Here is a 12,758-nt window from a genome sequence, read left to right as displayed (position 1 = left end):
TGACGGCGTCGGCCGGCGCGCCTCCCGAAGCGCGCTCGTCATTTATCGACAATATTTCGAGTACGGCAACCCACGAAGTTTAAAAAATTCGCATTTATCAGCCAGTTCCTTGCAAACCGTGGGTCGAGCGGGAGCGCGCCGCAAATCGGATTATTGACAAAATACCTCCATCGCCTAGCCTCGTCCGATTGAAGCGGCCGCAGCGGCGGCCCTTCCGGCGCCGCTGCGGCCGGCAGTCCCGGACGGATCGAGAAGGACAACCGATGGTCAGTTCATTCGCTGTGGGAATAGATGTCCGGTCCGACCGCCCGACCGGGCCCTACCGGCCGCTGTGGAACTGGTTCGGCTATGACGAGCCGAACTTCACCTACACCGACAACGGGCGGAAGCTGCTGCGCGAGCTGGCGGAGCTGAGCCCCGAGCCGATCCGGGTCCGCACCCACAACCTGCTGACCACGGGCGACGGCACGCCGGCCCTGAAATGGGGCTCGACCAACGCCTACACCGAAGGCCCGGACGGCAAGCCCGTCTATGACTGGACCATCATGGACCGGATCTTCGACGCCTATGTCGAGGCCGGTGCCATCCCGCTGGTGCAGATCGGATTTACCCCGCAGGCCCTGTCCAGCGACCCCGGCCCCTACCAGCACAGCTGGGTGCCGGAGGACCGCTACGCCAGCATCACCACCGGCTGGGCGTCGCCGCCGAACGATCTGAAGAAATGGGGCGACCTGGTCGAGGCCTGGGCGCGGCACCTGGCCGACCGCTATGGCGAGGACGTGGTCTCGGGCTGGCCCTGGGAGGTCTGGAACGAGCCCGACGGGCACTACTGGACCGGCACCATCCCCGAATTCTGCGCCATGTACGACGTCAGCGCCCGGGCGGTGAAGCGGGCGCTGCCGAACGCCCGGGTCGGCGGGCCGCACACCTGCGGCGCCTTCGGCAACGAGAAGGCCATCACCTTCCTGCGCGGCTTCCTGAAGCATGTCGTCGAAAACGACTCGCCGATCGACTTCATCGCCTTCCACGCCAAGGGCAACCCGGTGATCTACCGGGACCATGTCCGGATGGGCGCCCACAAGCACCTGCGCGACATTGACACCAACCTGTCGATCATCAACGAGTTCCCGTCGCTGAAGGGCCTGCCGGTCGTGATTGGCGAATCCGACCCCGAGGGCTGCGCCGCCTGTTCGGCCCGGGTGCACCCGCAGAACGGCTACCGCAACGGCCCGCTCTACAGCGTCTATGTGGTCGAGACCATGTTGCGGACCTATGAGCTGTCGCAGCGCGCCGGCATCCCGATCGAGGGCGCCGTCACCTGGGCGTTCCTGTTCGAGGACCAGCCCTATTTCGACGGTTTCCGCGACCTCGCCACCAACGGCATCGACAAGGCGGTGATGAACGCCTTCCGCATGCTGGGCATGCTCGGCGGCGACTGGCTCGCCACCACCAGCACCCATGCGGTCGGCATCGAGCACGTGATGGCGCATGGCGTCCGCGAGACGCCCCATGTCAACGCCGTGGCCACCCGCGATGAGGGCGGCGTCAGCGTCCTGGTCTGGCACTATCACGACGACGACGAGGCCGGTCCGACGGCCGAGGTCACTCTCTCCGTCGTCGGTGTCCCGTCGGGCGCGGCGATCCGGCATTACCGCATCGATGCCGACCATTCCAACGCCTTCGGCGTGTGGCAGGCGATGGGCGCGCCGCAGACCCTGACCGGCGCGGAGTACGAGCGGCTGGAGGCGGCGGGCCGGCTGCAGCGGGTCGACGAGGCGGTCGCGGCGGACCGGTCCGGCGACGGGCTGACCCTGCGCCTGGCCCTGCCGCGCCAGGGCGTGTCGCTGATCCGCATCGAGGCCTAAGGGCCCGCATCCCGGCGGCTTCGGGCCGCCGGGTCAGCCGGGCTGGATCAGGGACAGGTAGTGCCGCTTGCTCGGCTGCAGATGGTCGACGCACAGCTGGGCCAGCACCCAGCTGTCGCGCCCCTTCAGCATTTCGATCATCAGCCGGTGATGCTCGTGCGACACCTTCAGGGCCTCGGAATCGGCCATGGAATGGGCGCGCACCGGCAGGCTCAGCCGCATGTAGTGCTCGATCGTCTGCACCAGCTGGGCGTTGCCGCAGGCGGCGAACATGGTCAGGTGGAACCGGTCGTTGGCCTCGTGCACCCCGCGCAGGTTGCGCTGGGCGATGCAGCGGCCATGGTCGAGATGGATCGCCGACAGCCGCTCGATCAGCTCGGCCGGGGCCGGCAACGGGATCCACAGCGCCGCCTGCCGCTGCAGCAGCTCGCGGACATCGTAGATCTCACGCACCTGTTGTGGGCTTAGCGAGCGCACCGTCGCGCCCTTGTTCCGTTCGCGGATGACGATGCCCATCGTCTCCAGCTGCGCCAGCGCCTGGCGGGCGCCGTGGCGGGTGACGGCAAAGCGGGCCAGCAAGCTGTCCTCGGTCAGCCGGCTTCCCGGCGCCAGGCGCCCGAAGATGATGTCCTCCTCCAGGGCACGGGCGATGGCGAGATCGTCATGCCCGTCCCGGGATAATCCATCTGCAACGTCCAAGGCGCCCCTCTCCGGCTGCTCGTCCGCCACAGGCTACCACTGATTCAAGCCGGGACGGGCCGGCCAGCCCTTGGTCGCGGCGATGGCGGCGTCAGCCGGCCTGCTTGCGCCTGCGCTTCGGATAGGCCGGGCGTTCGCCCTGGTCGGTGATGCCCGGCACGTCGCCGAGGGACTCCACCGCCTCGATCGGCTCGACCGGCTCGGAGTTCAGGGCCGTCTCGCCCTCGGTCGCCACCGGGTTGGGCCGGGTCGCGTCTCGCTGGTTGTCCTCGATCGCCACCAACTCTCGCGCCATCTCCCAATGCGCCTCTTCCCGACCTTCGGGGCGGCCCTCCTCGATCCAGATCCGATGGGCATGCGCGCGGATGCGCTGGTCCAGGTCGTCCACGACGGCCTCTCCTCTTCAGGCGAACAGATTTGGGCTTTTAAGGCGACCGGCAGGCCGTCAGCGGCGCGCGGGGGCCTTCGGCACCGGCTTTGCCGACCGGCGGTCCTCCCCGGTCCCGGCGGTGCCGGGATTGAACGACGGCGGATCGCTGGCATCCATGCTGTCGGCCGACGCTTCGTCGACCTTGCGGCTGGCCTTGGCCGCCTTGTGCTCGGGGGATTTCGGCTGCTGTTCGGGGGTGGTGTGGCTTCGCGACGTCGTCATTCCTGCCTCCCATGCGGGTCTCACCCCTGGGGAACGGGACCGTCGCGGCCTTGGTTCCGGCCAGGGAGGTCAGGCCGCCGCGATGTCCGGGGGCAGGCCTTCGACGGCGGCGGCCGGCTCGTCCGGCGCCGCCGGCCGCGGCAGTTGCTGCGACACCACCGTCGTCACCGCGGCGAACCCCCGCGTGACGATGGTCCTGGGTTCCGTCGGCTCCAGCACCCGGGCCTCGACGTCGTCGGGCTCGAACAGGGCGATCAGCAGCACGGCCTGCGAACCGATGCGCCGGCGGATCCGGCGGATCTGCCGGCCCAGCTGGTGCTCGGTTGCCGGCCCGGCATTGGTCACCACGACCACCGCCGCCTCCGGCGCCCCCGGCAGCGCGCCGGCGCCCTCGGCGCAGCGGCAGGCGATGCCGGCATCCGTCAGCAGCTGGGCGACCATATGCGCCGCAGCCTGGTCCAGATCGTCCCGCGCGCCGAGGCATAGCACCGCCGCCGGCCCGTCGGGCACGTCGTCCTCGAGATCCACCACGGCGGCGAGGATGCCGGACCACACCGCCGACCGTCGCGGCCCGTCCAGGGCGCCGCGGCGCCGGTCGGCCTGGGCCATGTGGATCGCCGGCAGCAGCATGGTCTCGAACAGCGCCTGGCGCGACTGCTGCAGCATGTGGCGCTCCGCCAGCTCCGACGCCTCCAGCGGATCGCCGGCCAGGATGCGCTGGTAGAAATGCGCCTCCGGCGCCAGGGCCGGGGTGCTGCCGAGCATGACGTCGAGGAAGCCGAACTGCGGCACGTGGCGGCCGAGCACGGCAAGGCAGACGGTCAGCGGCGTCGCCAGCAGCAGGCCGGGAATGCCCCACAAGGTGAGCCAGAAGATCGTCGCGAACAGCACGGCGAAGGGTGACAGGCCGGTGCTGGAGCCGTAGAGCAGCGGCTCCACGGCATTGACGACGATGATGTCGAGCAGCACGAACAGCCCGATGGTCTCGATCGGCATCAGCCAGCCGGGGTCGATGGCGAAGGCCAGGATTGTCGGCAGGATCGCCGCGGCCAGGCCGCCGACCAGCGGGATGAAGCGCAGAACGGCGGCCAGCAGGCCCCACAGCACCGGGTTCGGCACCCCGATGATCAGGAGGCCGAGGCCGAAGGCGGTGCCGTAGCCGAGATTGAGCAGGGCCTGGGCCAGCAGGAAGCGGCTCAGCCGCTGGGCCGCGTCGTCCATCGCCGCGGTGGCGCGGGTCAGGTCCTGCGGCCCGAGCAGCCAGATCAGCCGGTTGCGCAGGTCCTCCCGCTCCAACAGCATGAAGACGGAGAAGACCAGCACGATGCCTGCGATAGCGAAGGGTTCGATCAGGGGTCGCCCGACCTCCCAGGCCAGCTCGAAGGGCGACAGCGGGTTGGGCAGCACCTGGACCTGCACCGGGCGGCTCTGGTCGTCGCCCGCGCCCATCGGCGCCGTGGTGGCCTGGGAACGGGCCTCCTTGGTCAGTCGCACCACCATGCCCGACAGGCGGTCGATCAGCCCGCCGCCCGGCGCAACCTCCTTCACCGACTGGATCTTGGCTTCGAGATTGGTCTGGTAGCGCGGCAGGTTGCCGGCCAGGTCGATGGTCTGGCTGGCCAGCACCACGACGAAGCTGGCGACGGCGAGCGACAGGCAGGCGACGACGATCAGGACCGACGGCATCCGCGGCACGCCCAGCTTGCGCAGCTGCTGCACCACCGGCGCCATGGCGAAGCTGATCAGGATCGCCAGGGCGAAGGGGATCAGGATGTCGCGGCCGAAATACAGCGCCGCGATGGCAGCCAGGATCAGCAGGACCCCGCTGGGCGACAGGGCGGCGATCTTGTCGGCCGACAGGGCCGGCAGGCTGCCCGGGGATCGACCGTTGTCTGGCTGCATTACATCCGGCCTGGCGCTGGGAGGGGGCGTGGACAGGGAACAGGACGACCGTGCCGCCGGTTCCCCTGGCTCCGCTCAGCTGTCCCCGACGTCGCCGGCCGGCTGGCTAGTAATGCATCGTCGCTGCGGCGGCGCCGGCCGCGGCGCCCAGGCCGGCCGCGGCGCTGCGGGTGCCGACGATGCTGGCGGGCACAATGCCGCCGAGCGCATGCCCGTCCGCGCCGACCAGGGCGACGGCATCGATTTCGGCCGCATCGGGCGAGGCAAAACCCTGAATCGCGGTATCGCTTTGAGCCCGATGCACGCTGGCCACCGGAGAGGCGACGAGCGCCGTACCTGCGGCTATCACAAGGACCGTTGACTTGATCATGATCATCGCCGGACTCCGTTGCGAGCGGATGGCGGAAGGCCCATCTGGGTAACATAAGGCCCGGGAACCCAAAAGGTTCCCGGCCTGCCTTGCGATTCCTACCCCTCCTGCGACACGAACAGGATGGAGCGGTCGGCGCTCTCCAGCACCGCGTCCGCCACCTCGCCGAAGGACAGGCCGTCGCCCGCCCGCTGGCGGACGCCCATCACGATCAGCGTATGCCGGCCGCGCCGGGCCTGACGGAGGATCGCGTCGGCCGGTGCCACATCGACCCGGATCGAGGATTCCATCGTCACGCCATAGTGCTCGGCGATCGGCACCAGCTGCTTCAGCCCCGCCTCCCCCGGCACCGGCCCCAGCAGCCGATTCCGGGCCGCGCCCTCCTGCCCGGTGGCGACGTAGAGGGCGTGCAGCGAGCCGTTGCCGGCGCGGGCCAGGGCGAAGGCGACCTCGGCCGCCCGGCGCGAGACCTCCGTGCCGTTGACCGGCACCAGGATGTCGAGCGGGCCGCCCAGCGGGTCGTCCTGGTGCACGCCGCGGGCCACCGCGATGGCGACGGGGCCGTGAAAGCCGGTGGCCAGCTCGGTGACCCGCGGGTCGAAGCCGCCGCCGCGCGCGGCGGTGGGTTCGACGCCGATCATCAGCAGGTCGTAGCCCTTCCCCGCCTCCGCCGCCACGCTGTCGCCGCTCAGCGCTTCGGTCTCGATCGAGACGACGTCGACCGCCCCGCCCTCGCCTTCCATCTCGCCTTCCGCCACCCGGGCGGCGCCGGCCTCGGCCTGGGCGGCCACGATCCCGTCCGGCCGCTCGGCCCTGGCCGATTCCTTCCCGCCCTCCTCCGGCCGCAGCATCAAGGCGGTGACGGCGATGCGGTGGCTGCCGGCCAGCAGCCCGGCCAGCCGCGCCGCGAACCGGCCCTTGGGCCCGTCATCGGCGGCCAGCAGCAACTGCTCCAGATTGGGGGCGAAGGCCTGGGCCTCGAACGCCTCGCGGTCCAGGCGCTGCTTCTCCTCCGCCTCCACCGGCAGGCGCCGCAGCGACCAGCGCAGGGTCGGGGGCATGATCAGGGTGGTGATCACCGCCATGGCCACGATCATGCTGAACAGGTCCTGGCTCAGCGCGCCGATCGACAGGCCGATCGAGGCGACGATGACCTCGGTCGACCCGCGGGCGTTCATGCCGAAGCCCAGCGCCAGGGCCTCGCGCCCGGACAGGCCACCGAACCAGCCGCCCAGCAGGGCGCCGCCGAACTTGCCGATGCTGGCGATGGCGACGATGCCGAGGCCGATGGCCAGGAGGCGCGGGTCGCCGAGGATGGTGAGGTCGGCCTCCAGCCCGGACAGGCCGAAGAACACCGGCATGAACAGCGCCGTGGTCAGGCCGCGGATCTGTTCGTCGATCTGGCGCGTCAGGATCGGGGATTCGCCGACCAGGATGCCGGCCATGAAGGCGCCGAGCACGTCGTGCACCCCGATCGCGTCGGTGATCAGCGCCATGCCGCCCATGATCACCAGCACCGCGGTGACCACCGGCAGCTCGCTGCGGAAGCGGTCGTTGACCCAGCGGATGATCCAGAACACCAGGCGCCGGCCGATGGTCAGGCTGGCGACGATGAACAGCAGCGTCAGCACGACGGTGCGGCCGACGGCGAACAGGTCCAGGCTGCCGCTGCCGGCCAGGCCGAAGGTGATGGCGATGATGATCCAGCCCAGCGTGTCGTCGATCACGGCCGAGGCGAGGATGATCTGCCCGACATTGCGCCGGACGAAGCCCATCTCGCGCACCACCATGGCGACGATCTTGACCGAGGAGATCGACAGCGCGGTGCCCAGGAACAGCGCCGTGATCAGCCGCGACCCGCCGTCCGGCTGCAGCCCTTCGGGCAGGAACCAGCCCAGGGCGAAGCCGCAGGCAAAGGGGATGGCGATGCCGGTGAGCGACACGCTGGCCGCCGCGCGCCGCACCCGGCGCACCAGGCCGAGATCGGCCTCCATCCCGGCGAGGAGCAGCAGCATCAGCACGCCGAACTGCGCCACGCCGCCGATCATCGCCTTCTGCGCCGGATCGGACGGGAACAGCATCCGCTGGCCGTCGGGCCACAGCGCGCCGAGGGCCGAGGGGCCCAACAGGATGCCGCCGACGATCGCCCCCATCACCGCCGGCTGCCCGATCCGCTGCATGCCCTCGCCGAACAGGCGGCCGACCAGCATCAGCACGACGATCTGCGCCACGAACAGGGCGGTGGACGGCGCGCCGCCGCGGCCTTCTGCCGCCAGAGCCGCGATCGGCAGCAGCAGGACGGCCGCCAGGGCGACGCCCACCCACAATGTGCGGGGGCCTGAGGTCGGTGCGGCAGGGCCCGGCCCGGGCGATGGATGGATCGGCACGAAGCCCCCCTCGAGATTTGCCGCGGCAATCCAGCCCGGCGGCCCAGCTTAGCGGCGGTGGCGTGCCGTGTGCCGCCCGGTCAGTGGGAGAGGCCTTCGCCGGCGATCGCCGCCACCAGCTCGATGGATGTCTAGGGCTTCGGCAGCAGGCAGGATTCGGGCACGGCGAAGCGCTCGTAATCCTCTGGCCCGGCCTGGCCGCTGGTGTAGATGACGCGGATATCGGGATGGATCCGCCTCACCTCCCGGGCCACGGCCCAGCCGTCGGGGCCGGGCGGCATGTGGATGTCGGTGAACAGCACCTCCAGCGACTCCGCGGCCCTGGCCTGGGCGATCGCGGCATCGCCATCGGCGACGGCCAGCGGCTCCAGGCCGAGATCCCGGGCGGCCGCTTCCACGACCATCCTGGAAAAGGGTTCGTCTTCCGCGATGAGGATCGCCGCCATCGGATGCTCCACGAATGGTTGTCCCGCCGAAGCGGACCGGGGGCAGGCCGGCTGGCATTGACTTCAACGGGAGCAGGCCGGTCGGGTTCCGTCGACCAACCGATGCGTGCATCATCGCCTACCCCGCCAGGCGGTCCAGGGGCATCGACATTTCGATGGTCAGGCCATCGGTATCCCAGCGACGGGAGATCTGGCCCTGTAGCTGGCGCTTGATCGTGCTGTCGACAAGCCAGGTCCCGAAGCCCTCGGCACCGACGCCGTCCCCGGCCGACGGCCCTCCCCGCTCCGCCCAGGTCAACGACAGCGTCCCGTTCTCGACCGCCCATTCGACCGCCAGGCTGCCGGCCGGCGTGGACAGGGCCCCGTATTTCGCGGCGTTGGTCGCGAGTTCGTGCAGCAGCAGGGCAAGGCTGGTCACCGCATGCCCGGTGATGGTCACCTCCGGCCCGACGGTGGTGACGCGGTCGCGGCCCTGCTCCTCGTAGGGCGAGACGACGGTCCGCAGCAGGGCCTGCAGCGTGGTCGGCGTCACCGCCTGCTCGTGCTTCAGGTCCGGCAGCGTCAGATCATGGGCGCGGGCCAGGGAGCCCAGCCGGTTCCGGACCTGCTCCGCCAGGTCCTCGGGCGATTTGGCGGATCGGGTGCTGAGGGTGATGACGGCGCCCGAGAGGGCGAACAGGTTCTTCACCCGATGGCTCATCTCGCGCAGCAGCATCGCCTGGCGTTCCTCGGCGCGCCGCCGCTCGGTGATGTCGCGGGCGATCTTCGATGCGCCGACGACACGGCCATTGCCGTCCTTGACCGGCGAGACCGTCAACGAGATCTCGATCAGGCTGCCGTCCTTGCGGCGGCGGATCGTCTCGTAGTGCTCGATCCGCTCCCCCCGCCGGATGCGCGCCAGGATCGCCGGCTCCTCATCCAGCCGCTCCAGCGGGATCAGAATGGTGACCGGCCTGCCGATCGTTTCCTCAGCGGTGTAGCCGAACAGCCGCTCGGCACCCTGGTTCCAATCGGTGATGATGCCGTCGAGGTCCTTGGCCAGGATCGCGTCTTCGGAGGATTCGACGATCGCGGCCAGCCGGCGCGCCGACTGCTCGGCCGCCTTCCGGGACTGGTCGTCCCGATCGCGGCCGGTGATGTCGATCAGCATGTTCACCCCGCCGACGAGCTCACCCGAGGCATCGAACAGCGGCGTCGGATAGGGGATGAACGAGACGCGCGACCCGTCCGGGCGCTCGGCGATGGCTTCCATGCCCCGGATCGCGCGCTTTTCCCTCAGCGCCAGCGCCATCGGGCATTCGTCATGCCGCATCGGGGTGCCGTCGGGCCAATAGAGCTTCCAGGAGCCGCAGAATTCGGCTTGGCCCAGCTCGGGGCGGACGCCCCAGAGCGCGACCGCCGCATCGTTGTAGAAGGTGATCCGCCCTGTCGCATCGGTGGTGTAGACCGCTGCCGGCAACGCCTGCAGCAGGTCCTCTCCCGCCGGGATCCCCGGCTTGGTTCGTTCGGGCGTCAAGGGCGTCGCTGCACCGGCAGTGCTAGTCATCGAGTAACCTTTTGGAGAAAAGGCCGCCTCCGCCAAGGCGCAAGGCCCAGTTGCCGCTGCATTCAGCCGACCATCCGTTGCGATCCGGCCGATCGACCGCAACCTCCCAACATACAAGCGAATTGTGGCCGAAAGATCAAAGCTTTGATTGCAAACCACCCATCCAATTCTCGACAGTCATCAGTCACGTGGCAAAAGTTAACTTTTGACATCTTCATCCGTGTCGCCGCCTGCCGATCGCATTCGGCCCATCATTGCACGAATGTGCGGGGTTGTATGCATGGTCGTGGAACCTGGGGAAACCAAGGCCTATTGCCACCGCGTCCGCAAGCGATGATCGGCCAAGGCTGCGCCAATGCAAATCCGGCTAGCTGTCGTCCCCTTTCCCGTCGGATCGGCGCCGCACCATCATGAATGACGTCGCCGCCCCGCGGGCCGCCGCCGGCAAGACATCGACCATGCCCCGCAGCCTCTATCGTTACATCTGGCAGGTCAGCGGGCGGAACCAGATCTTCCTGTCACTGCTGGCCGTGGCGGTGTTCCTGCTCGACCTGGCGCCGCTGGAGCTGCAGCGCCGCATCGTCAACGGCGCCCTGGCCAAGCACGAGCTGCGCGACCTCATCGTGCTCGGCCTGCTCTATGTCGCGGCCGTGCTGGTCCAGGGCGGGCTGAAGTACGGGCTCAACGTCTATCGCGGCGCGGTCAGCGAGGCCGCCAACCGCCGCCTGCGCCTGCAGCTCAGCCCGGAGACGACCAAGAGGACAGAGGGCGCAGAGACGGCGCGCCAGGAGGGCGTCGACATCTCGATCATCGTGTCCGAGGTCGAGGCGGTCGGCGGCTTCATCGGCGCCAGCATCTCCGACGCCATCCTCAATGGCGGCCTCCTGCTCGCGGTGTTCGGCTACATGCTGGTGCTGCAGCCCTGGATGGCCCTGGTCGCCGTGGTGCTGTTCTTCCCGCAGTTCCTGTTCATCCCGTTCCTGCAGAAGGCGATCAACCGGCGCACGGAATCGCGGATCAAGGTGCTGCGCGCGCTGAGCGTCGAGATCGTCGACGAGGCGGCTGAGCGGCGGGGCCCGCGCAAGCCCGGCACCTATCGCCGGCGGGTCGGCGACATCTACAAGCTCAACATGCAGATCTTCCGCCGCAAGTTCGGCATGAACTTCCTGATGAACCTGCTGCACCAGCTCGGGGTCATCGGCATCCTGTTCGTCGGCGGCTGGTTCGTGATCCAGGGGCGCACCGAGGTCGGCACCGTGGTGGCCTTCATCTCCGGCCTGACCCGGGTCAACGACCCCTGGGGCGACCTGGTCAACTATTTCCGCGACATGACCAACGCCCGGGTCAAGTACCGGCTGATCGCGAAGGCGCTCGGCCGGCACGCGCCCGAAGCTCCAGCCTCCTAGTCGCCGCCGGGGTAGGCCTCGCGGTAGCGGGCGATCAGGCCGACCAGCGCCTCGCGCAGATCGGCGCTCAGCGTCTCGGGCTCAGCCTCCATCTCCTCGACCAGGCGGAACAGCAGGGCCTCGATCTCGCCGAGATCCGCCGGCCGGTTGTCCCCGGCCTCCTGCCGGTCGTGGGATCCCGCGGCATGGAGATTGTCGTACAGGCCTTCCAGCCACGCCGCGGCCTCGAGCGCCGAAGCGATGGTCGCGGTGATCCCGTTCCGGCGCAGGAACAGGATGGGTGGTTCGATCCGCGGACTGCGTTCCATGGTCACGGCCCTGCGCTTCGCCTCGCTGGAGCATCCGCCACGCCGGCCGCCGCGGCAAACCCAAACATGGGTCTCCAGCGGTCGATCTGCGTGCTACCGTTCCCCTGATGGCGGGTGGTTTGCCGCGCCGAAACCGGCCCGGAACAGGTCGGCAACCTTTCAACCTTGCCATTCCGACGCAACCCGCCCATCTTTGGCGGGTCATTCTGGTTCGGACGGCCGGCCTGCCACACGCGATTGCGGCCTCGGATCGTTGCCTTTCCCGGTTACCGTCTGATGCGTTGCGCGATCCCGTGCGGCGCCATTTTTTCTGGGAGAACAGCGATGCCGACCGGCACCGTCAAGTGGTTCAACAGCACCAAGGGTTTTGGTTTCATTCAGCCGGAGAACGGCGGCGCGGACGTGTTCGTCCACATCTCCGCCGTCGAGCGCGCCGGTCTACGCAGCCTGAATGAAGGCCAGAAGGTCTCGTACGAAGAGCAGCGCGACCCGAAGCGCAACAAGACCTCTGCCGAGAACCTGAAGGCCGTCTAAGCCTTCAGTTTGAAGCCGTGAAGAAGCGCCCGATCGCTCGGGCGCTTCTTTTCCTTGGGCAAAACCGGGGCGCCACGGCGTCACGGGGGATCGGAGGCGGCGATGCCGTTCAAGCCGAACTACAATCAGCAGCGCAGCGAGCGCAACCGCGCCAAGGAAGCGAAGAAGCTGGAGAAGCAGCAGCGCCGGGAAGAAGAAGCCGCGCGCCGCAAGACGCCGGACGGCGAAGCCCCGCAGGACGGCGACGCCCCGCAACAGGACGGCGAGACCGAGCCGTCCTGACACGAACCGTGATCGGAGACCGGCCATGGCCCGGAAGAAGCAGTCGAACGACAGCCCCTTTGTGCTGTTCAACATCATCTACCAGGACGGGTCGCTGAGCTCGAACCGCAAGGTTCCGCGCGCCGATGCCGACGGCTTGGACGGCGAGGCCCCGGCCCGCGCCTTCATCGAGGCCCAGGACCGCAAGATCGCCGAGATGTCCGGCAATCCCCGCGGCCCGATCAAGACCATGAGCCGGCTGCCCGGCCAATAGCAGGCCGCCGGCCCGGCGCACCGCCCGGGCCACGGCATCCGCGGATCGTGGGCGAGACTTTGCCACGATCCGCCCGGGTTCGGCTTCGGCACGCTGACGTGCCGGCCC

The 12,758-nt window shown here is 69.2% G+C and carries 14 protein-coding genes; 5 read left to right on the top strand and 9 right to left on the bottom strand.

Annotation, left to right across the window (positions count from 1 at the left end; translation table 11 throughout):
* Positions 1-263: 263 nt before the first annotated feature.
* A complete protein-coding gene (locus tag AB4112_RS25120; RefSeq protein ID WP_441723651.1) occupies positions 264-1,865 on the top strand; it encodes a GH39 family glycosyl hydrolase in 1,602 nt (533 codons plus the stop codon).
* Positions 1,866-1,898: 33 nt separating this feature from the next.
* Here the strand turns inward: AB4112_RS25120 and AB4112_RS25115 are convergent, their stop codons facing one another.
* From AB4112_RS25115 to AB4112_RS25080, 8 genes are all read right to left on the bottom strand, one after another.
* Positions 1,899-2,564 carry a GntR family transcriptional regulator gene (locus AB4112_RS25115; protein ID WP_309799462.1) on the bottom strand — a complete coding sequence of 222 codons (666 nt, stop codon included), beginning with the start codon at positions 2,562-2,564 and terminating at the stop codon, positions 1,899-1,901.
* Positions 2,565-2,655: 91 nt separating this feature from the next.
* Positions 2,656-2,952 carry a DUF2934 domain-containing protein gene (locus AB4112_RS25110; protein WP_309799461.1) on the bottom strand — a complete coding sequence of 99 codons (297 nt, stop codon included), beginning with the start codon at positions 2,950-2,952 and terminating at the stop codon, positions 2,656-2,658.
* Positions 2,953-3,009: 57 nt separating this feature from the next.
* Positions 3,010-3,216: a hypothetical protein gene (locus AB4112_RS25105; RefSeq protein WP_309799459.1), complete on the bottom strand. Its 207-nt coding sequence runs from the start codon at positions 3,214-3,216 to the stop codon at positions 3,010-3,012.
* A 69-nt stretch (positions 3,217-3,285) separates the two neighbouring features.
* Complete coding sequence (locus AB4112_RS25100) at positions 3,286-5,118, bottom strand: AI-2E family transporter (protein ID WP_441723648.1); 1,833 nt, start codon at positions 5,116-5,118, stop codon at positions 3,286-3,288.
* 106 nt (positions 5,119-5,224) lie between these two features.
* Positions 5,225-5,494: a hypothetical protein gene (locus AB4112_RS25095; RefSeq protein WP_309799456.1), complete on the bottom strand. Its 270-nt coding sequence runs from the start codon at positions 5,492-5,494 to the stop codon at positions 5,225-5,227.
* Positions 5,495-5,586: 92 nt separating this feature from the next.
* Positions 5,587-7,809: a cation:proton antiporter domain-containing protein gene (locus AB4112_RS25090; RefSeq protein ID WP_441723646.1), complete on the bottom strand. Its 2,223-nt coding sequence runs from the start codon at positions 7,807-7,809 to the stop codon at positions 5,587-5,589.
* Between the two features lie 197 nt (positions 7,810-8,006).
* Positions 8,007-8,321: a response regulator gene (locus AB4112_RS25085; RefSeq protein ID WP_441723644.1), complete on the bottom strand. Its 315-nt coding sequence runs from the start codon at positions 8,319-8,321 to the stop codon at positions 8,007-8,009.
* A gap of 118 nt (positions 8,322-8,439) precedes the next feature.
* Entirely contained in the window at positions 8,440-9,837 is a 1,398-nt protein-coding gene (locus tag AB4112_RS25080) for a PAS domain S-box protein (protein WP_441723642.1), read from the bottom strand.
* Positions 9,838-10,277: 440 nt separating this feature from the next.
* Between AB4112_RS25080 and AB4112_RS25075 the strand changes: the two genes are divergently transcribed.
* Complete coding sequence (locus AB4112_RS25075; protein ID WP_441723640.1) at positions 10,278-11,273, top strand: ABC transporter transmembrane domain-containing protein; 996 nt, start codon at positions 10,278-10,280, stop codon at positions 11,271-11,273.
* Here AB4112_RS25075 and AB4112_RS25070 read toward each other — a convergent pair.
* Positions 11,270-11,581 (bottom strand): hypothetical protein, encoded by a 312-nt coding sequence (locus AB4112_RS25070; RefSeq protein ID WP_441723638.1) that lies wholly within the window; start codon positions 11,579-11,581, stop codon positions 11,270-11,272. The two genes, AB4112_RS25075 and AB4112_RS25070, sit on opposite strands and share 4 nt — an antisense overlap.
* A 324-nt stretch (positions 11,582-11,905) precedes the next feature.
* On the opposite strand from AB4112_RS25070, the gene AB4112_RS25065 reads away from it, so the two are divergent.
* From AB4112_RS25065 to AB4112_RS25055, 3 genes are all read left to right on the top strand, one after another.
* Positions 11,906-12,115, top strand: a complete 210-nt coding sequence (locus AB4112_RS25065) for a cold-shock protein (RefSeq protein ID WP_309799445.1) — start codon at positions 11,906-11,908, stop codon at positions 12,113-12,115.
* A gap of 102 nt (positions 12,116-12,217) precedes the next feature.
* The gene (locus AB4112_RS25060; protein WP_441723636.1) at positions 12,218-12,397 is read left to right on the top strand and encodes a hypothetical protein; all 180 of its coding nucleotides are present in this window, start codon (positions 12,218-12,220) and stop codon (positions 12,395-12,397) included.
* A gap of 25 nt (positions 12,398-12,422) precedes the next feature.
* Entirely contained in the window at positions 12,423-12,650 is a 228-nt protein-coding gene (locus AB4112_RS25055; protein ID WP_441723634.1) for a hypothetical protein, read from the top strand.
* Positions 12,651-12,758: the final 108 nt, after the last annotated feature.

The sequence above is a fragment of the Inquilinus sp. 2KB_23 genome (assembly GCF_052115705.1).
Taxonomy (GTDB): domain Bacteria; phylum Pseudomonadota; class Alphaproteobacteria; order DSM-16000; family Inquilinaceae; genus Inquilinus; species Inquilinus ginsengisoli_A.
Note: the sequence above shows the minus strand (reverse complement) of the source record. Positions and strands in the feature narration are given on the sequence as shown.